The sequence below is a fragment of the Rhodococcus sp. NPDC003348 genome (genome assembly GCF_053589375.1).
Genome location: NZ_JBSFRT010000042.1, coordinates 26,363 through 46,471 on the forward strand (window position 1 = coordinate 26,363; position 20,109 = coordinate 46,471).

The window sequence follows — 20,109 nt, forward strand, 5'->3', positions numbered from 1 at the left end:
GGTGCCGCGAACAACGCCAGGGCCGCCACGATGATCGCGCGGAGGCGCGGCGCGTTCCGCGGAGAAGGCGTCGCGCGCTCCGAACATCGTTTGCCGGATGCGATCAGAGTGCTTCGAGAACGCTGACGTAGTTCGCGACCGCCAGCCCTCCCATGTTGTGGACGACGCCGCGGCGGGCGGAGTCGAGCTGCATGTCGCCTGCGGTTCCGCTCAGTTGCATGGCGGCGAGGACGTGCTGGGAGACGCCGGTGGCGCCGACGGGGTGGCCTTTGGACTTCAGTCCGCCCGACAAGTTCACCGGTAGGCGCCCGCCCGGGAGCACCGTTCCGTCGTCGATCACGCGTCGGCCCTCGCCCCGCTCGGCCAGCCCCATCACCTCGTACATGACGAGTTCGGCGATGGTGAAGCAGTCGTGAACCTCGGCGAAGTCGAGGTCGTCGAGACCCGCACCGGCCATGTCGAGTGCCCGCCGCCACGCGGTGACGCTGCCTGCGAACTCGACGGGATCCCGCTTGGCCTGCGGCAGGAAGTCGTTCGCGTGCCCGAAACCGGTGACGCGGACCGGTGAATGCGCCGACCGGGTGGGTGCGGTGGTCAGGACGAGGGCCGCGGCGCCGTCCGAGATCGGCGAGCAGTCCGTGCGGCGCAGCGGGCCCGCGACGATCGGGTTCCGGTCGGATACCGTTGCGCAGAACTCGAAGCCGAGGTCCTTGCGCAGCTGCGCGTACGGGTTGAGGACGCCGTTGCGGTGGTTCTTCGCGGCGATGTGGGCGAGGGTGTCGTCGACCGGGCCGTACCGGTCGGTGTAGGCGGTTGCGACGCGGGCGAACAGCCCGGCGAATCCCGTCGTCGACTCCGTGCCGGCGGCTTCGTAGTCGGCGCCGAGAAGCGCGGCCCCGACGACATCAGCACCGGCGTGGGTCATCTTCTCCGCGCCGATGACGAGCACCGTTCGGGCGGTCCCCGCGAGCAGGGCCCGAATTCCCTGGTGCACGGCCGCACTTCCCGAACCACAGGCATTCTCGACGCGGGTGGCCGGCACACCGGCGAGATCATCGGAGAGCTGCAACGCCAGCGACGACGCGAATCCCAACGGGTGCATGCCGGAATTGAACTGACCGAGATAGACCTCGTCGACCTGGCCGGGCTCGACGCCGGCGTCGTCGAGCGCCTCCCGTGCGACGGAGACGATCAGCGATTCCAGCGTCTCGTCGGCGAGCTTCCCGAACCGGGTGTGACCCCATCCCGCGATGAGGACGTCGGTGCCGAAGCGATCACGCAGGGTCATGCGACCAGCTCCTCGTCGAGTCGGACGGTGAACGGCGCGCCGGTGCTCTCGCGGACCTCGTCGAGCGTGACATCGGGAGCGAGCCGGCGAAGGACCAGACCTGCGTCCTCGACGTCGAAGACGCATCGGTCGCTGATGATGCGATCGACGACGCCCACCCCGGTCAGGGGCAGCGTGCACGTCTCGACGATCTTGGGGGCGCCGTCCTTGGCGACGTGCTCGGTCAGGACGATGACGCGCGGGGTGCCGGCGACGAGGTCCATCGCTCCGCCCATGCCTTTGACGAGTTTGCCGGGGATGCTCCAGTTTGCCAGGTCCCCTGATGCGGATACCTGCATCGCTCCGAGGATCGCGACCGCGACGTGACCCCCGCGGATCATCCCGAAGGATTCGGCCGAGTCGAAGATGCTGCCGCCGGGCACTATCGTCACGGTCTGCTTTCCGGCGTTGATGAGGTCGGCGTCCTCGTCACCGTCGTAGGGGAACGGTCCCATGCCGAGCAGGCCGTTCTCGCTCTGCAGGATCACCCGGCGTCCCTCGGGCAGATTGTTGGCGACCAGCGTGGGGATGCCGATCCCCAGGTTGACGTACGAGCCGTCGTTCAGTTCGGAGGCCGCGAGCGCGGCCATCTCGTCTCGGGTCCACGGCATGATGCCGCTCCTTTCGGGGTGGGAGTGCGATCAGAAGGACACGTCGGCGCGGCGCGGTCGCACCGTGCGCTGTTCGATGTCCTTGATTCGCTCGGATGCACGCACGACGCGCTGGACGTAGACGCCGGGCGTTGTCACCGCGTCGGGGGCGAGGTCACCGACTGCGACGATCCGCTCCGCTTCGGCGACCGTGACGCGGCCCGCCGCCGCGACCACGGGATTGAAGTTGCGGGCGGTGTAGCGGTAGGCGAGGTTGCCGTCGGTGTCGGAGATGTGCGCGCGCACCAGCGAGAGATCGGCGACGATCCCGCGTTCGAGAACGTAGGTGCGCCCGTCGAACTCGGCGTGCGGTTTCCCGGCCGCGACCTCGGTGCCCACACCGGTGGCGGTGTAGAACGCCGGGATGCCGGCACCGCCGGCGCGCAGGCGCTCGGCGAGGGTGCCCTGAGGATTGAACTCGACCTCGACAGTGCCGGACAGGTACTGCTCGGCGAACAGGGCGTTCTCGCCCACATAGGACGCGACGACCTTGCGCACCTGCCCGTGTTCGAGCAGGAGGCCGAGCCCTTTGCCGTCGACACCCATGTTGTTGGACACGACGGTCAGATCCTTCACGCCGGAGGCAACCACGGCATCGATGAGGTCCACGGGGACACCACTGAGTCCGAATCCTCCGACTGCGATGGTCATTCCGTCGAACAACAGATCGGACAGGGCCGCGGCAGGGGTTTCGTGCAGAACAGACATGCGGGATTCTCTCCTCGGTGACGGCTCGGCGAACGAACCGTCATCACTGGTGGGGTTGGGTGGGTGACGCCGCGCCGGCTGACGTGAGCGGCATGAGCTGGTCCGTCCACCGGGGACCCAGGCATGTGCCGCACAGAGCCGCGACGGCGCTGAGATACGAGAGGGTCAGAGGGCCGATCGGCTCGATGGAGTGCCGGAGTACGCCCATCGCGCCGATTGCCTTTCCCGCGTACATCAGCGGGACGAACAGGTAGTTTCCGGGACTCTCCGCACCACAGGCTTCGCTCGTGCCGGGAAAGGTCCGCGTGCGCAGTCGCAGCACCTGCACGGGAGCCGCCGTCGTCACCGCCTGGGTGGAGGCGAACCGGCCGTCGGCGACAGTGAGTTCCCGTGCCATGTCCTCCCATGCCGTGGTGAACCCGCTGTGCGCGATCAGGCGCAGCACGTCACCGTCGAGCAGGTGCAGGCCGACCGCGTCCACCGTGCCTTCGGTGACCAGACCGGAGACGATGCGTTCGGCGGCCGACCCGACGTCGGTGGTCGCGGCGAGTTCGGCGCATTTCGCGGCGAGTCGCTGCATCATCGGCAACTCCCCCTCGACGACGTCGGACTCGCGGTCCCCCGCCTCGATGACCGAACCCGCGAACATGTAGCCGTGGCCGCGCACCGATCGGACGAACCGCGGCGACGACGCCTTCTCGCCCAATGCCTTACGCAGCCGGGTGACGTAGATGCGGAGCATGTTGACGTCGGCGTCGGCCCAACCCCACACCCGGTGCAGGATCCGGTTGACCGGAACGTTCTGTCCGGCACTCTCCATCAGGCACACCAGCAGACGAAACTCTGTGGAGGACAACCGCAGCGGCGTGCGGTCGAGCGTGACCTCCTTGCGCCACAGGTCGACACTCAGCCCGCCGCTGGTGAGGAAGCGGGCGCCGGATTCCGAGCCCTCGGCGGTCCGGCGCACCAGAGCCAACAGCCGGGCTCCGAGTTCGTCGTCGCGCAGGTCGGGGCTCAACACGGTGTCGGCGCCGGTGACCAGGGCCGACACCGTCGTGGATGGCGACAGGTTGTCGAGCATCACGATGGGACCCTTGTAACCGTTACGAATCGCGGTGACGTCCTCAAGGCAGACGGGTGTCTCACCACCGGCCACGACGACGAGTGCGGGCTTGTTCACCGTGATGGCCCACACCGCCTCCGTGCGGTCCGTGACCAGCAGGTACGGCCAGCCCAGCTTCTCCGCGGACCGCTGCGCCGCCTGCACGGAAGGATGGTCCGCAGCCGCCCCGACGATCGCGAGACGCTGTCGGGGAATCGGGAACACGGCGGGCGGTCCGGAGCGAGGGCGGCGCGAGGTGGGCCCGACTGGGGGCTCGAGCTGACGGACCATCGTCCCTCCTTGCAGGTTCCATAGCAGATTAGACGGAAGCGATCGGTGCACCGGACTTCGAGCCGCCCGCTTCCCCGGACTCCTGTCGACAGTTGCGCGGGATACCTGTCGGCGGGAGTCCGGGGAACCGATCAGCGCGGCGCCGGGGCCGACTCGACGATGTCCTCGAGGGATCGACCGGTGGTCTTCGGTCCGAAGATCCACACCAGGACGGCGGTGATCACGAACAGCACCGCCGACAGTGCGAGCACGGTCGAGCCACCGAAGGCCTCGAGAATCGTCAGGCCGAGGAACGGCATCATCAGAGCGAACAGGCGCCCGCTGCCGTAGCACAGGCCGATCGCCGTCGAACGCAGGCGAGTGGGGAACACCTCGGAGGCATACATGTTCACGCAGCTGGAGTGGATGTTGGACGCGTAGCCCATCGCGAAACCCGCCGCCATGATGACCGCATCGCCGGCGCCGTAGCCGAAGACCAGACCGGCACCAGCGGTCGCCAACGCGGTGACGACGGCGAGGGTACGTCGTTCCACCTTCTCCGCGACGATCGCGGCAGTGAGGGCACCGAACGGGTAGCCGACCGCGATCACCGCGGTGTACAGGAGTGATTTCGTGATGTCGTAGCCCTTGTCCACCAGCAGCACCGGGGCCAGCGAGCTGAACCCGTAGTACGCCAGCACACCGATCGTCCACAGCGCGCCGACCGCGATCATCGAGTTGCGGATGCCACCACGGAACAGGTCCGACACCTTGGCCTTCTTCTCCTCGACCACCGCTTCCGGCGGCAGCACCGAGTAGTCGGGGTCCGGCAGCTCCGCGCCGGTCCGGGCCCGCACCTCGTCCTCGATCTTGCGCAGCTCGGCGTCCGCCTCCTCGGTGCGTCCGACGGAGACCAGCCAGCGCGGCGACTCGGGCAGGTTGCGTCGCATCCACAGCAGCACGATGATGCCGCTGGCACCGATGATCAGCAGCCAGCGCCAGCCGTCGATCAGGAACTCGCTGCTCGCGAGCGGTGCGCCGACGAGCGCCACGAGCGGGTACGCGACGAAAGCGAGGGTGAAGGCGTAGCCGATGTAGCGCCCGCGACGGTGCCGCGGGATGAACTCGCCCAGGTAGGTCGGGATGAGCGCAGCCTCGGCGCCCGCACCGATGCCCGCGACGAAGCGGCACACGATCAGGAACCACACGTTCGGAGAGAATGCCGCGATCAGCGAAAACACAAGATAGATACCAAGATTGATCAGGAACATCTTCTTGCGGCCGACGCGGTCGGCGAGGCGCCCGAGGGTCACTGCTCCCACGAACATGCCGAGAAAGACCGAGCCGATCAGGCTCGCCTTCTCATATGTGCCCAGGTCCCAGATCGGTCCGAGGACCGCGGCGAGAACGCCGCCGAGGAACACCTCGAAGTATTCGTAGAAAGCACCGATGCCCACCAGGGCAGTCAGTTTCCAGTGCCAGCTTCCAACCGGGAGTCGCTCCAGACGAGCCGCGGTGGAGCGCGCGTCGATGCGGGGCCCTGTGGACCGGGCCCCAGCGGTGCCGGAATGCAAGGTCATGGGAGGAGCCTCTCCATCAGTTCTGCGCGGTCAGAGCGGCGAATGCCTGCTCCAGGATGGCCAACGGTTCGGCGACGCCTGATACCGAACGAAATGCGACGTGACCGTCCGGGCGCACGAGGATCGCACCCTGATCGCCAACGCCACGAACGGCATGCCAGCGGTCCCCGACCGGACGAATCGCGGCGTGGCGGCCGACGGTCACGACATCGAGCGGGATGCCACGCTGTTCGGCGATCTTCCCCGCGGCCTCGGCCCACTCGCTGCCTGCGGTGTCGACGAGAAGCAGGGCGCGGCCGGGCTCGACCAGGTCGAGCGTGGACCGGTGGTCGTCGCCGTCGACGAGCCATGCGTGTGGGAGCCGATGACCGGGCCGAGTGGTCGGGACGTAATCGAGACCTGCGGGGTCACGCGGCGGTGCGGTGGTGCCGTCGCCGAGCACTGCTCCCCCGTCGTAGACGACACCCAGGTCGAGGTCGTGCGCCTGGAATTCGCGACGCAGCGACGTGGTCGCCTCCGCGACCAGGCTGCGGCGGGTCTCTCCGCGGCGGCCGTCGGAGAACAGGTCGGTGAGAACCTGCCGGTTCTTGTCCTGGTCACCGGCGACGAGCCCGACTGCGGAAGGCAGGATCGCGTGCGCGCGGAAGGTCATCATCGCCCAGTCGATGTTCTGCTGCGCGACAGGCAGCCGCTCCGCCTCGTAGGAGTCGAGCAGATCGAGGTCCGCCCAGCCTCGCAGGACGGCGGCGAGCTTCCACGCGATGTTGTGGGCGTCGCCGATGCCGGAGTTCAGGCCCAGACCGGACGTCGGCGGGTGCTTGTGCGCGGCGTCTCCGGCCAGCAGGATCCGTCCCTCGCGGTAGCGCTCGGCGTGGACACCCTCGATGATCCAGTGGTTGACGCTGATGACGTTCAGCTCCAGCTCGGGGATGCCGAGCAGCTCGCGGATACGCGGCTCGACAGTCGTGGTGTCGAACTTCGCGCCCTCCTCGACCGGCATCGAGAAGTGGACCGCCCACTCCTCGGACTTCGCACCCCACTGGTGCGGGCCGCGCGGGCCGAGATTTCCGTTGGACCACAGGCCCTTCGCGTTGACATTGGCGAACCACGTCTGGAAGGTGCCGTCGTCGGGCACCCACGGCGAGAGGTCGGCGGCGAAGTAGACGGTGACCATGTCGAGCACGTTCTTCTCGCCGAGCATCTCGATGCCGAGCGCGGGTCCGACGGTCTTGCCGCCGTCAGCGGCGAGCAGGAACTTTGCACGGACCTCGGTGCGCTCCTCGGTACCGCGGTCGACAATCACTGCGGTGACGCCGTCCGCGTCCTGGGAGAACGACTCGACCTGGGTGTTGAACAGGACCTTTCCCGGGTTGCGCCGCTCGGCGTGCTCACGCAGGACCGGCTCGAGCCAGATCTGGGGAAGGTCGGTGCACACAACGGGGCTGTCGGTCTCGTAGCGATGCCGCAGCGATCCGCCGCCGAAGGCGTCGATGGAGAATATGGTGCGCCGATCGAGGTCGCCGTCGCCACCGAGGGACGTCGCGAACCGGACCCTCGACATCTTGTCGAGGGGGGAACCCTTCTCGAACACACTGTCCGCGATGCCGTGCTGGCGGAAGATCTCCATCGTCCGCTGACTGAGCAGGTGCGCCTTCGGCAGGTGCGAGGTGGACGGGTGCCGCTCGACCAGGAGTGAGTCCACCCCGAGGTCGGCGAGAAGGCTGGACGCGGTCAGTCCGCAGCCGCCGCCTCCGACGATCAGCACCTCGACATCGGTCTTTTTCACTGGTGGAGCTCCTTCGAGAGAAATTTGTTCGGGGAGGGGGCGCACTGCGGGCGGCGCGAAAGAAGGTCGAGCGCTCAGGGGGTGGTCGAGCGCTTGCGAATCAAAGTGTGACATGGAAAACATTTCAAAAACATTTCAGTAATCGGAGCGCTCACGACGGTGCGGCAGCACCCAGGAAGCTGACCCCGCCGCGCAAGGAGCGTCGAAAGCCGCAGGTAGGGCCATTGCCAAGCAATTTGGAGGGGACGCGATCCGCCCGCGCCTCGGGACCTCGCACCGAGGGCGAGCACTTGAGAAGTTCGGTGCCTGCGACCCACTGTGGGTTCGACGAACGGCGGATCCCGCCGAACTCGGTCCCCGATCCGTGATCGGGCTCGACCATGGATCGCAAAGGAGTGAGAGTGGTTCACTACCGCACCATCGGAGAGGTGTCTCGGCATCGCCACACCGTGTTCCGGGACGCGGACGGCGCCCTGCGCTACGAGGAGCTGATGGGAGAAGAGGGGTTCTCCTCGGACTCCTCATTGCTCTACCACCGGCACATCCCGGCCGCGATCGTCGGCGCCCGCTCCTGGGAGTTGCCGGATCACTCCCTCGTACCCAATCAGCCGTTGCTGCCCCGGCACCTACGCCTGCACGACCTGACCGGCGCGGCCGGAACCGACGCCGTGCGCAGCCGGCGGCTACTCCTCGGCAACGACGACGTGCGCGTGTACTACGTTGCTGCCGACAGTGATTCACCGCTGTACCGCAACGCGATCGGCGACGAATGCGTCTATGTCGAGTCCGGCTCGGCGGTCGTCGAAACCGTCTTCGGCGCACTCGAGGTCGCCGCGGAGGAGTACGTGGTGATCCCCCGCGCCACCACACACCGGTGGCGGGTGACGGGACCCGAACCCCTGCGCCTGTTCGCGGTCGAGGCCAACAGCCACATCGGTCCGCCGCGGCGCTACCTGTCCTCGACCGGTCAGCTGCTCGAGCACTCCCCCTATTGCGAACGGGACCTGCGCGGCCCGGCCGAACCGCTCCTCGTGGACGGCACGGACGTCGAGGTGTACATCAAGCATCGCGGCGCAACGGGCATCACCGGCAGCGTGCACATCGTTCCCCAGCACCCCTTCGACGTGGTCGGCTGGGACGGCTGCCTCTACCCGTTCGTCTTCGCTCTCGAGGACTTCATGCCGATCACCGGCAAGCTGCACCAGCCACCGCCGGTGCACCAGGTGTTCGAGGGACACAACTTCGTCATCTGTAACTTTCTGCCCCGCAAGGTCGATTACCATCCGCTGTCCGTCCCGGTGCCCTACTACCACTCGAACGTGGACTCCGACGAGGTCATGTTCTACGTCGGCGGTGACTACGAAGCGCGCAAGGGGTCGGGCATCGGCATCGGTTCGATCTCCCTGCATCCGGGGGGCCACGCGCACGGCCCCCAGCCCGGCGCGATCGAGGCCAGCCTGGGCAAGGACCACTTCGACGAGACCGGCATCATGGTCGACACGTTCCGGCCGTTGCTGCTCGGCGAGGCCGCTCTCGCGTCCGAAGACGTCGGGTACGCGTCGTCGTGGTCGGGAGGACGGTGGATGACCGATGACTGACACCGATCGACTTCCCGCGGTCTTCGACGCGTTCTTCGACGATGCCGCCGTCTTCCCGCCGGGTCGCGCACCGCTCGACCGGGCGGTGCGCGAGCACCTGGCGCGGCGAGACACCGCGCTCGGAGCCTCGGTCGGCCCGCTGCTGCTGACCCCGGACCACCTTGACGAGGCGGCCCGACTGGCCGAGGTGGCCGACGAGCCGCTGCGCGTCGGAGTCGTCGTCGCGCCCGCCGGCCTGGACGACGCCATGGGTGCGATCGAGCGCGCCGGTCGGGCGATCGCGGTGACCGGTCTGGAACTCAAGACGTCCGACAAGGACATCGAACGGACGGTGACGGCGGCGGCCGCGCTCACCGACCGGTTCGGCGTCCACGTGGAGCTGTCCATGGACCGGATCCGCAGCGGGGCCGTGTCCCTGCTGGCGGGCGGGCCGGTTCGGCTCAAGGCCCGCACCGGTGGCCTCGTGCCGGAGGCGTTTCCGACCGCCGATGACCTCGCCTCGATGATCGAGGCCGCGGTCGGCACCGGAACCTCGTTCAAGCTCACCGCCGGACTGCACCGAGCCGTCCGGTACACGGACGAGTACACCGGGTTCGCCCACCACGGCTTCCTCAACATCGCCGTGGCCACCGCCGCCGCACTGGCCGGAGCCGACCACGCGACCCTCTCCGAGATCCTCGAGGAACGCGACGGCGTCACCCTCGCGGGACGGTTCGATGTCTCGGACACCGCGTGGCGCGCACGGTTCGAGTCCTTCGGTACCTGCAGCATCGCCGAACCGATCGAGACGCTCGCCGAACTCGGCCTGGCGCCCGCCCCCACCGCGCGGGCCACCCCAATTCTCAAGGAGCACCCATGACCGACGTCCACACCGACAGCATTGCCGCACGCCATTCCACCGAGGGCTACGGCATCGCGCACCTGCCGTACGGCTCGTTCTCGACACCCGACGCGGCACCGAAACTCGGTGTCCGGATCGGTGACCACGTCGTCGCCGTCGCCGACGCCCTGTCCGACGCATCGGACCTCCGCGACGTCGTCGACACCGCAAACCTCGACCGACTCTTGGCATCCGACCGCACCGTCTGGGATCGGCTGCGCGCCGAACTGCAGGACGTGCTCTCCTCGGAATCCGATGCAGCGCGGATCGGCGGCGCCCTGCACTCGATCGTCGACGTGACGCTGCACATGCCGTTCACCGTCGCCGACTACGTCGACTTCTACGGCAACGAACATCACGCCACCAATCTGGGACACATCTTCCGCCCCGAAATGCCCCCTCTGCTGCCGAATTGGAAGCATCTCCCCGTCGGATACCACGGTCGCGCGGGCACGATCGTCGTCAGCGGCACCGAAGTGCGCCGCCCGCACGGGCTGCGTCCGGAAGCGGACGGCATCCCCACCTACGGCCCGTCCCGCCGACTCGACATCGAAGCCGAGATGGGCTTCGTGCTCGGCGGTCCCGTTCCCGGCGGCCGGGTCTCTGTGAACGAAGCGGATGACCACATCTTCGGTCTGACCCTCACCAACGACTGGTCGGCCCGCGACATCCAGGCCTACGAGTACGTTCCGCTCGGCCCCAACCTCGGCAAGTCGTTCGCGACCAGCATTTCGCCGTGGGTGACTCCGCTCGCGGCGCTCGACTCGGCTCGGGTCGCTCCCCCCACACGCGACGTGCCGCTGTCGGAGTACCTGGACGACGCCGCGGCGGCACCGTGGTCGTTCGAAGTCGAGTTCGAGGTGGTACTCAACGGACAGGTCGTCTCCCGCCCACCGTTCGCATCGACCTACTGGACGGCGGCGCAGATGCTCGCGCACATGACCGTCAATGGTGCTGGACTCCGTGCCGGCGACTTCTTCGCCGGTGGCACCATCTCCGGGCCGGGCAAGGATCAGCGCGGCTCGTTCCTCGAATTGTGCTGGGGTGGAGCAGAGCCCCTGACGCTGTCGGACGGTTCCGACTTCACATTCCTCCGGGACGGAGACGAGGTTGCGCTTCGCGCGACCGCACGCGCCAACGACGGTTCGGTGCTGCGATTCGGCGACTGCTCGGGTCGGATCACCGAGTTCGGCACCGGCCCCGACGCGAAGTAGGTCGTTGCGCTGCGGGTCGTCGCGGAGGCGGCGACCCGCGGCGCAACGCACGACCCGGGGCATGTCACCTATCGCGTGGACCGCGCTGATCCCGGAACCAATCCGGGATCAGCGCCACCCCACGCGGTCCAGCAGGCCGGCCGGCACGCGGTCCGCGAGCAGTGCCGCCAGCGCCGAGGTTTCGTCCGGCGTGAGGTAACTCGGATTCGCCGTTCGCGGCACCCGAAACTGCTCGCACCCCTGCAGTGCGGGCGTCTGCCGCAGCACCTCGCGGGGAACGTACGTCGGGCCGGCCAACCGGACCGCATCGAACTCGACACCCAGGCACGGCCGCGACGCCTTCTCCCGGTCGACCGCGTGTTGGGCGTCGAAGCCGTCCGGCCAGTCGAGCGCGCCGTCACTGGTGATCCTCCCGACCTCGTAGATGCCCGGGTTCTTCGGCCCGGTGATCCACAGCGCAATCAGGTCTCCCCGCTCCACGAGGCCGGAGCGCCGGGAGGCGGCGCTCAGACTCCAACTGCTCTGGTGCACTTCCGGTTCCGGCCCGTCGCCGATACTGCCGAAGTAGTCCGACACGGCCGGGTTGCCCTTCACGATCCAGCACCCGACGTCCGCTCGTGTGATCGCCATATCCGTTCCCTTCCCTTCGATTCGTGCACTCGTGGCTTTCGGCGCTCATCCCCGCCGGAACCAGCCCGTCTCGTCCTGCCCGACCAGACCCTCGAGTTCGAGCGTGGGCAGTGCCCCCCGGACCGCCGCGAGCGGCTGCCCCGACGACTCGGACAGCTCGCGCACCCCGACCGCGCCCGACGCGGGCAGCGCCTCGTACACCCGGGATTCGGTGACGGACAGCGCATCGAGGCGTCGCGCCGGGCCGGACTCGTTCTCCCCTGCCTCTATCGGTCCCGCGGCCGCAACGACCTCCGCGGCCCGCGTGACGAGTTGAGCGGCACCGTCGCGGATCATCCGGTGACATCCCACGGATGCCGCGGACGTCACCGGTCCCGGAACCGCCAGCACCGGACGGCCGAGCCGCGCCGCCCACGCCGCCGTGTTCCGGGCACCGCTGCGTGCCCCCGCCTCGACGACGAGAACCGCGTCGGACAGTCCCGCGACCAACCGGTTGCGGGCCAGGAACCGGTGCCGCGCAGGGGTGGTCCCGAGGGGATACTCGCTGACCACCAACCCGGTGGCGGCGATCTCCTTGAGCATCCGGGCGTGCCCGGCCGGGTACGCCCGGTCCACGCCGCACGCGAGGACCGCGACGGTGGGTCCGCCTGCGGCCAGCGCGGCCCGGTGCGCGACCCCGTCGACGCCGTACGCCGCGCCGGAGACGATCGTCCACCCGGAACCGGACAGGTCCTCGACGAACTGCGTCGTCACATACTCGCCGTACCCACTCGCCGCGCGGGTGCCGACCACGGCGACGGCGCGGTCGGTGAGGTCGGCCGCCGATCCTTCGCCGAGCGCCCACAGCGCGAGCGGCGGCGCGGCCTCCCGGTCCCGGACCGCATCGATCCCGTCGAACGCCAGCAGTTTCCATACCGGCCAGTCCTCGTCGTCCGGCGTCAGGAGGCGGCCTCCCAGTCGTTCGAGGTGTTCGAGGTCGCGCTCGGCGGTGTCGAGATGCCTTCGTGCCTCGGTGCGGGTACGCAGCACCTCGGGCAGATCGGCCTCCCGGACCGCGCGGGCCGCGTCCTCCGGTCCGACGGCCGCGACGAGTTCGGCCAGCGGCGCGCACGGGCCGAGCGCCACCTGCGACAGGTACGCCCAGGCGAGGGTCCGCGCGCTCACGCGGCCCACCGGTCCCTGTAGCCCAGGGCCAGTCCGACCTGGTCCTCACCAGGGACGGTCAACCCCGCCAGATCTCCCAGCGTCCACGCAACTCGAAGCGCGCGGTCGGCGCCTCGAGCGGTGATCTCACCGGCCCGCAGTGCCCGCTCCATCCCGGCGAGCGCGCCCCGGCCGAGCCGGAACCTCTGCCGCAGAGCCGGTCCCGGGACCTCGGCGTTGGTGCGCCACCCGAATTCACGCCAGCGCTCGACCGCCGCCGCGCGGGCCTGCTCGACCCGCGCACGCACCGCGGCGGTGCCCTCCCCCGCGTCGCCGTTGAGCGCGCCGACCGAGAGCGCGAACATCTGCACCCGAAGGTCGACCCGGTCCATCAACGGACCCGACAGCTTGCCGAGGTAGCGGCGGCGGGCGGTCGGAGCGCAGATGCAGTCCTCGGCGCGCGGGGGCGCGCACGGACAGGGGTTGGCGGCGAGGATCAGTTGGAAGCGGGCCGGATATCGTGCGACGCCGTCGCGGCGGGCGATGCGCACCTCACCGTCTTCGAGCGGGGTCCGCAGCGCCTCGAGTGATTTCACCCCGAGCTCGGCGCATTCGTCGAGGAACAGCACACCCCGATGCGCCCGGCTCACCGCCCCCGGTCGCGCCATCCCCGACCCGCCGCCGACGAGCGCGCTGATCGAGCACGTGTGGTGCGGTGCCACGAACGGCGGCTCGGTGATCAGCGGCTGGTCGGCCGTGAGCAGTCCCGCCACCGAGTGGATCGCCGTCACCTCCAGCGACTCCTCCTCGCTCAACGCGGGCAGGATCCCCGGAAGTCGCTGCGCCAGCATCGTCTTCCCGGTCCCGGGCGGCCCCGTCAAAATCAGGTGATGCGCGCCGGCCGCGGCGACCTCCAGCGCCAGCCGGGCCTCCTCCTGCCCGGCGACGTCACTCAGATCCGGCACCACCCGTACCGGATCACGGTCGATCGCACCCGGTTTCGCGAGCACCAGCTCACCGCGCAGCCACTCGACCACCTCGCGCAGGTCACGCGCGCCGAGAACATCGACGCCGTCGACGAGTCCGGCCTCGGCAAGCGCGACATACGGCACCACCACCGTCGACCATCCGGCCTGCTTCGCGGCGAGCACCGCGGGCAGGATGCCCCGCACCGTCCGCAGCCGCCCGTCGAGCGCCAACTCCCCCAGCAGGACGCTCTTCTCGAGATCCCCGACCGGCACCACCCCGGCCGCCGCCAGCACCGCACACGCCAGCGCCAGATCGTAGGCACTGCCACCCTTCGGCAGCGTCGCCGGCGACAACGCCAGGATGATCCGCGAATCCGGCCACTTCTCACCGGAATTGGTCACTGCGGCCCGCACCCGGTCCCGCGACTCCTGCAACGCGGTGTCCGGCAACCCGACCAGATGCGTCCCCGGCAGACCCCGACCGAGATCGGCCTCGATCTCGACCAGCTCCCCCTCGACACCCCGCACCGCGACCGAGTGCGCCCGCCCCAGCGCCATCAGAACACCGCCTCGAGATGGGTCAGCTCCGGCGCGCATCCCGGCGTCGCCAGCACCGAGATCACGTCGAACCGCACCCGCGCCCACCCCCGGGCCTGCTCCCGCAGCCACAGCCCCGCCAACCGCCGAATCCGCGCCTGCTTCGAATACGTCACCGCCTCCGCCGGCGTCCCGAAACCGCGCCCGGTGCGGGTCTTGACCTCCACGAACACCACCGCACCGCCTTCCTCGGCGATCACGTCCAGTTCGCCGTACCGGCACCGCCAGTTGCGGTCCAGCACCACCATCCCCCGCCCGACCAGATGCTCGACCGCCAGCTCCTCGCCGAACGCCCCCAACTCCACATTGCGTGCCATGCCACGACCCTGCACCCCACCACCACCCGAAGTGCCTGAGCCACCAGCGGGTTTCGGCGGGCCTGTGGATGGAATCAGGGGCTGTGGACAAGGACCACGCCGTGCCGAATCGGTCAGGTCCTCCGGACCGCGACCCGCGTCGGGATCGCGATGGCGAGCGCTCCCAGCAACACCGTCGCGGCGATGATCCCGCCGTACACGGCCGGGGAGATCGCCGGGATCGGCTGCCCGGAGATCCCGATGCTCACGCCCACCAGCGGCGGCAGCGCGATGAGGGTGCCGACCACCGCGGCGATCACGACGACGATCACCGACTCGGCCCGCATCATCGCCCGCACCTGCCGCCGACTCGACCCGACCAGCCGAAGCAGTGTGAACTCGCGTCCTCGCTCCACGGTCGACATCACCAGCGTGTTCACGACGGCCACGGCGAGGTAGCAGAGCAGGACGGCGAGTCCGATCAGGCTGGTCCACGACTGCGCATCCCGTTCCTGCTCGCCTGCGGCGCCGAGTGCTGCGCGGTCGACTGCCACGAACCCGGCCGCGGTCAGCGCCTGCCCGACCTCGGCCTGCCTGCCGGGTTCGGTGCGGACGAGGATCGAGTCGTTGAGCCCGCTGGTGGTGTGCGCCCGGACGATGGTGCCGGCCATCGTGACGTCACCGAATCCGAGCCCCCGGCCATAGGTGGCGACCACCGTCGCGGCGACCGGGGTGCCGTCGCCGAAGTGCAGGTCGACGGTCTCCCCGATGCGGGCTCCGATCGTCTGCGCGGCATCGGTGCTCAGCGCCACGGCGTCCGGGGCGGCGAGCCCGTCGAGGCTGCCGTCGACCACCTTCAAGTCCATGGTGTCCGCTGTCGCGGCGGGGTCGACGCCCTGCAGCGCGTACCGCTCCGTGACCGACTCCTCCCCCACCCCGTGCGGGATCAACACCTGGCTTCGGGTGATCGGGTTCGCGGCCGACACTCCCGGCAGCGCGGCGACCGCGGCGCCGACGCCGGGTGAGAGGCCGGAACCGGGGGCGGTGACGAGGAAGTCGGCGGTGACGCCGTCCCTCGCCTGATGGTTCGCCTCCGCCGCGACGGTCGTCTGGGCGAACACCTGCACGCACCCGAGCCCGATCGCGAGCGCCAGCGGGGTGATCGCGGACGCGAGCCGACGGGCATTGCTGCCGGTGTTCGCGGCGGCGAGGAACAGTGCGGGCCGGCCCGACCGGCGCAGCGGTCCCCCGACGAGCGACACCGCCCCCGCGACAAGTCGTGGCCCCAGCAGTCCGACCGCGATCATCAGCAGCACAGCCGAACTCGCGGCGCCGGCGACGGCCGCCGGGCCGTGCACGACCACCGGCGTCATCGACGTGGCGAGGCCGAGTGCCGCGAGGACGAGCCCGGTGATCACCCGACCACGGCCGAGCGCGGCCGGGGTGGCCGACGCCTCCCGCAGCGCGTCCACAGGGTCGATCCGTGCGGGTCGGCGGGCGGCGACGGCCGCGGCGACCCGCGCGGTCAGCACGCTCAGGACGACGGCCGCGACGGCGGGAAGCGGGCCGTACGCCAGGTCGAAGTCGGCGGGCAGCATCCCGACGGCGGCGAACCGGAACCGCAGGAGCCCGGCGAGCAGATACCCGGGCACCGTGCCCAGAGCGGCCGCGACGGCGCCGACCAGCAGCACCTCGTGGCCGACGAGCCGGTGGATCTGCCGGGAGGTGGCGCCGACCGCGCGCAGCAGCGCGAAGTCGCGCCTGCGCCCGGCGATGGTCAGCGACAGGGTGGTGGCCACGACGAACATCGCGATCAGCACCACGGTGCCCGCGAAGGACGTTCCGATCATGACGAGTTCGCTTCGCGCGGCTCCGGAGTCGAGGAACTCGACGTCGCCTCGGGCGGCGCCGGTGCGGACCTCGAGTTCGGGCGCGGCCCGGTGAATCTCGTCCACCAGGACCCGAAGGGACGTGCCGTCGGCCGCATCGATCGCGATCGCGTCCACGGTGTCCGGGTGCGGTGACAATTCCGCGGCACGCGAGTCGGTGACGAAGACGTGCGCCGCCCGGTCCGGGGTGTCGCCGTCCCGCACGGAGGCGACGCCGACGACGATGTATTCCGCTCCGATGCCGCCGTGTGCCAGCGGAATCCGGTCACCGAGCCGGGCGGGCTGCCGGTCGTCGACGACCACCTCGCCCGCGCTCCCGGGGGCCCGGCCCTGCCGGATCTCGTACGGGGTGATCGCCGCCGCGGACCAGCCGTGCGCCTGCACCGGCCGCCCCGCCCAGGACAGCGGGACGGTCGTGTCGGCCACCGCCCGGCCGACGCCGGGCAGCGCCGCGAGTTCCCCGACCACACCGGCGGGCAACGTCGCCCGCTCGGGCAGCGCCTGATCGATGTCCGCCGGGACGGCCAGGCGCTGTGACACGCCGACGATGACGTCCGCACCGGCGTAGCGCTGCGGCGCCACCCCGCCGCGGATGCCCGACTCGATCAGCACCCCGAGTCCGGTGACGAGCATCGCGGCGCACAGGACCGCGACGAACATGCCGACGAAGCCGCCGCGGTGTTCGCGAACACCGGCCCTCGCGAGTGCCCTCATCGTCACCACTCCCCGAGGTGGGTCATGTGGTCGGCGACCTGCTGCGGCGTCGGCCGGTCCAGGTGACCGACGAAGACGCCGTCCGCGAGGAACACCACCCGGTCTGCGTGCGCGGCGGCAACGGGATCGTGGGTGACCATGACAACGGTCTGGTCGAGGTCCGTGGCGGTCCGCCGCAGCAGGTCGAGCACCTGGCGGCCGGTCCGCGAATCGAGTGCTCCGGTCGGCTCGTCCGCGAACACCGCGTCGGGACGTGTGACGAGGGCGCGGGCGATGGCCACCCGCTGCTGCTGACCACCGGACATCTCCGCGGGCCTGCGCCCACGGAGCTCGGCCAGTCCGACAGCGTCCACCACGAAGTCCAGCCAGGCCGGATCGACGGACCGGCCCGCCAGCAACAACGGCAGGGTGATGTTCTGCTCTACCGTCAGCGCGGGCAGCAGGTTGTAGGCCTGGAACACGAAGCCCACGTGGTCGCGGCGGAACCTGGTGAGCGCCTTCGGCTTCAACCGCGAGATGTCGGTGCCACCGAGCCACACCGATCCGCTCGTCGGGCGGTCGAGGCCGGCCGCGCAGTGCAGGAAGGTGCTCTTCCCGGATCCGGACGGCCCCATCACCGCGGTGAACGAGCCCCGCGCGAGATGCAGGTCCACTCCGCGCAAGGCGGTGACGCCCGCCGCGCCGGAGCCGTACGTCTTGGTCACCGAGTCGAGCCGGAGAGCGGTCCCGGACGGGACCCGGACCGGGGTCACTGCTGATGTCTGCATGACTCCCAACGCTATTGACGCTGCTGCATCCTGCCGATCCACCGTGGTACCCGATCAATGGTGTAGCTGGCTGTACCGTCCGGCCCAGCCCGGTGCGGCATGCTGGGGTCCATGTCGATGACCGGGATCCTGCGCAGGTGGTGGCGGGCGACCCGTTTCCTGGTCATCGAGGGGCTGGCCGGATTCGTGTCCCTGGCGCTGCTCCCCGTCGGCGTGCTGCTCGTCGTGTTCACCGTGATCGGTCCCGGCTGGCTGGCGGCACCGCACGCGGTGCGACTGCTGCGGTGGTGGGCAGGGTTGGCCCGGCTTCGTATCGGTCGGTTCGTCGGCGAGACGGTGCCGCAGCGGTATCCCCCGATCCCGGGCGAGCCCACGTTCGCCGACGCACGACGGTTGCTGACGGCACCGTCCACGCGGCGGGACGCGTGGTGGGTGGTCCTGCACGGCGTCCTCGCGCCGATTGCCGGTGCGCTGGCCGTTGGTCTCCCCCTCGGCGTCCTGAACTCGCTGCTCGTCCCGGCCTACTGGTCGACGATGCCGCCCGAGGAGCCGGTGACCAACCCGTTCCCGGTGACGTCCTGGTGGACCGCGGCGGCGATGCCCGTGGTCGCGGCGCTCTACGCGGGGCTGGCCCTGTGGCTGGTCCCGGCGATGGCTCGCGGCCTGTCCGCGCTCACCCGCAGGCTCCTGGCGCCGGCACGCGAATCGGAGTTGGCGGCGCGGGTGAGCGAGCTGACCGAGAGCCGGGCGGCCGCGCTGGACGCGCATGCCGCCGAACTGCGGCGCATCGAACGGGATCTGCACGACGGCGCCCAGAATCGACTCGTCGGTGTGGTGATGATGCTCGGTCTCGCCGAACGCTCCCTGACCACGAATCCGGCGCAGGCACTGCCGCAGCTGGCGCGGGCGCAGGAGGCCGCCGCCGATGCGCTCGCGAGCCTGCGGACCGTGGTGCACGACATCTACCCCCCGATCCTCGACGAACTGGGCCTCGACGGCGCCCTGTCGGCGCTGGCCGGGCGCTGCGCGGTGCCGTGCGTGCTCGACGTGGACGAGCTCGCGCGGGTACCTGCCGCCGTCGAGTCCGCGGCATACTTCGTGGTCGCGGAGGCCCTGACCAATGTGGTCAAGCACAGCGGCGCGGCCCGGGTCGCGGTGACCGTGCGGACCGAAGCGGCGGAGGCAGGACACGTCCTCACGATCGGGGTCGTCGACGACGGCGGCGGCGACGCGCGAGAACGGGACGGCGGTGGCCTCGCCGGGATCCGTCGCCGGACACGGGCATTCGAGGGAAGAGTGGAACTGGACAGCCCGGTCGGTGGACCGACGACATTGAGAGTGGAGTTGCCGTGCGCATAGCGATCGCCGAGGACGATGCCCTGCTGCGGGAGGGCCTGGCCCTGCTGCTGCGCAGCGAGGGGTTCGATGTCGTTGCCGCGGTGGACAATCCCGACTCGTTCCTCGAGACCCTCGACTCGGTGGACGCGGCGGTGCTCGACGTCCGAATGCCGCCGACGTTCACCAACGAAGGACTGCAGGCGGCGGCCGAGGCGCGGCGGCGCCGGCCGGGATTCCCGGTTCTGGTGCTCTCGGCGTACGTGGAGGACCGGTACGCGAGCGGGCTCCTCGCGGACGGCGCGAGCGGTCTCGGCTATCTCCTCAAGGAACGCGTCGGCCGGGTGGCCGAGTTCACCGACGCTCTGCGCCGCGTCGCCGAGGGCGGGACGGTGATGGACCCCGAGGTGATCTCGCAGCTTATGAGCCGGCGCCGCGCCGACGACCCGATCCGGTCCCTCACCCCACGCGAGTCCGAGGTCCTGGGTCTGATGGCCGAGGGCCTGGACAACACGTCGATCGCCGCGCGACTGGTGGTCAGTGACACCGCGGTGAGCAAACACATCGGCAACATCTTCGCCAAGCTGGGACTGTCGGCGTCGGATGCGGGTCACCGGCGGGTCCTCGCGGTGCTCGCCTACCTCCGCGCCTGACG

Annotated in this window: 17 protein-coding genes; 5 read left to right on the plus strand and 12 right to left on the minus strand. The window is 70.0% G+C overall.

Features of this window, described 5'->3' with window-relative positions; translation table 11 throughout:
* Nucleotides 1-103: 103 nt before the first annotated feature.
* The 6 genes from ACWDU4_RS22835 to ACWDU4_RS22860 all read right to left on the minus strand — a co-directional run bounded on the left by ACWDU4_RS22835 (nucleotide 104) and on the right by ACWDU4_RS22860 (nucleotide 7,423).
* Nucleotides 104-1,288 carry an acetyl-CoA acetyltransferase gene (locus ACWDU4_RS22835; protein WP_450116214.1) on the minus strand — a complete coding sequence of 395 codons (1,185 nt, stop codon included), beginning with the start codon at nucleotides 1,286-1,288 and terminating at the stop codon, nucleotides 104-106.
* A complete protein-coding gene (locus ACWDU4_RS22840; protein WP_450116215.1) occupies nucleotides 1,285-1,938 on the minus strand; it encodes a CoA transferase subunit B in 654 nt (217 codons plus the stop codon). Before ACWDU4_RS22840 ends, ACWDU4_RS22835 begins: the two co-directional genes overlap by 4 nt.
* A 30-nt stretch (nucleotides 1,939-1,968) precedes the next feature.
* On the minus strand, nucleotides 1,969-2,685 hold the full coding sequence (locus ACWDU4_RS22845) for a CoA transferase subunit A (RefSeq protein ID WP_450116216.1): 717 nt from the start codon (nucleotides 2,683-2,685) through the stop codon (nucleotides 1,969-1,971).
* A gap of 43 nt (nucleotides 2,686-2,728) precedes the next feature.
* Nucleotides 2,729-4,078, minus strand: coding sequence for a winged helix-turn-helix domain-containing protein (locus ACWDU4_RS22850; RefSeq protein ID WP_450116217.1), 1,350 nt, complete (start codon nucleotides 4,076-4,078; stop codon nucleotides 2,729-2,731).
* 131 nt (nucleotides 4,079-4,209) lie between these two features.
* Complete coding sequence (locus tag ACWDU4_RS22855; RefSeq protein ID WP_450116218.1) at nucleotides 4,210-5,637, minus strand: MFS transporter; 1,428 nt, start codon at nucleotides 5,635-5,637, stop codon at nucleotides 4,210-4,212.
* A 16-nt stretch (nucleotides 5,638-5,653) separates the two neighbouring features.
* A complete protein-coding gene (locus ACWDU4_RS22860) occupies nucleotides 5,654-7,423 on the minus strand; it encodes an FAD-dependent monooxygenase (RefSeq protein ID WP_450116219.1) in 1,770 nt (589 codons plus the stop codon).
* Between the two features lie 380 nt (nucleotides 7,424-7,803).
* Here ACWDU4_RS22860 and ACWDU4_RS22865 point away from each other — a divergent pair, with 380 nt between their 5' ends.
* From ACWDU4_RS22865 to fahA, 3 genes are read left to right on the plus strand one after another with little or no spacing between them, the layout of a single operon-like run.
* Complete coding sequence (locus tag ACWDU4_RS22865; RefSeq protein ID WP_450116220.1) at nucleotides 7,804-9,021, plus strand: homogentisate 1,2-dioxygenase; 1,218 nt, start codon at nucleotides 7,804-7,806, stop codon at nucleotides 9,019-9,021.
* Nucleotides 9,014-9,880, plus strand: a complete 867-nt coding sequence (locus ACWDU4_RS22870) for a hypothetical protein (RefSeq protein ID WP_450116221.1) — start codon at nucleotides 9,014-9,016, stop codon at nucleotides 9,878-9,880. Before ACWDU4_RS22865 ends, ACWDU4_RS22870 begins: the two co-directional genes overlap by 8 nt.
* Entirely contained in the window at nucleotides 9,877-11,115 is a 1,239-nt protein-coding gene (fahA, locus tag ACWDU4_RS22875; protein ID WP_450116222.1) for a fumarylacetoacetase, read from the plus strand. The genes ACWDU4_RS22870 and fahA overlap by 4 nt, the downstream gene beginning before the upstream one ends.
* Before the next feature lie 108 nt (nucleotides 11,116-11,223).
* Here fahA and ACWDU4_RS22880 read toward each other — a convergent pair whose 3' ends face one another.
* The 6 genes from ACWDU4_RS22880 to ACWDU4_RS22905 all read right to left on the minus strand — a co-directional run bounded on the left by ACWDU4_RS22880 (nucleotide 11,224) and on the right by ACWDU4_RS22905 (nucleotide 18,119).
* A complete protein-coding gene (locus ACWDU4_RS22880) occupies nucleotides 11,224-11,745 on the minus strand; it encodes a hypothetical protein (protein ID WP_450116223.1) in 522 nt (173 codons plus the stop codon).
* A gap of 45 nt (nucleotides 11,746-11,790) precedes the next feature.
* Nucleotides 11,791-12,909 (minus strand): DNA-processing protein DprA, encoded by a 1,119-nt coding sequence (gene dprA, locus ACWDU4_RS22885; RefSeq protein WP_450116224.1) that lies wholly within the window; start codon nucleotides 12,907-12,909, stop codon nucleotides 11,791-11,793.
* Nucleotides 12,906-14,414 carry a YifB family Mg chelatase-like AAA ATPase gene (locus ACWDU4_RS22890; protein WP_450116225.1) on the minus strand — a complete coding sequence of 503 codons (1,509 nt, stop codon included), beginning with the start codon at nucleotides 14,412-14,414 and terminating at the stop codon, nucleotides 12,906-12,908. Before ACWDU4_RS22890 ends, dprA begins: the two co-directional genes overlap by 4 nt.
* Entirely contained in the window at nucleotides 14,414-14,770 is a 357-nt protein-coding gene (locus ACWDU4_RS22895; RefSeq protein ID WP_450116226.1) for a YraN family protein, read from the minus strand. Before ACWDU4_RS22895 ends, ACWDU4_RS22890 begins: the two co-directional genes overlap by 1 nt.
* 113 nt (nucleotides 14,771-14,883) lie before the next feature.
* Entirely contained in the window at nucleotides 14,884-17,352 is a 2,469-nt protein-coding gene (locus ACWDU4_RS22900; RefSeq protein ID WP_450116227.1) for an FtsX-like permease family protein, read from the minus strand.
* 2 nt (nucleotides 17,353-17,354) lie between these two features.
* Nucleotides 17,355-18,119, minus strand: a complete 765-nt coding sequence (locus ACWDU4_RS22905; protein ID WP_450116228.1) for an ABC transporter ATP-binding protein — start codon at nucleotides 18,117-18,119, stop codon at nucleotides 17,355-17,357.
* A gap of 111 nt (nucleotides 18,120-18,230) precedes the next feature.
* Between ACWDU4_RS22905 and ACWDU4_RS22910 the strand changes: the two genes are divergently transcribed.
* Nucleotides 18,231-19,478 (plus strand): sensor histidine kinase, encoded by a 1,248-nt coding sequence (locus ACWDU4_RS22910; RefSeq protein WP_450116229.1) that lies wholly within the window; start codon nucleotides 18,231-18,233, stop codon nucleotides 19,476-19,478.
* Complete coding sequence (locus ACWDU4_RS22915) at nucleotides 19,469-20,107, plus strand: response regulator (RefSeq protein WP_450116230.1); 639 nt, start codon at nucleotides 19,469-19,471, stop codon at nucleotides 20,105-20,107. The genes ACWDU4_RS22910 and ACWDU4_RS22915 overlap by 10 nt, the downstream gene beginning before the upstream one ends.
* The last annotated feature ends 2 nt before the right edge of the window (nucleotides 20,108-20,109 follow it).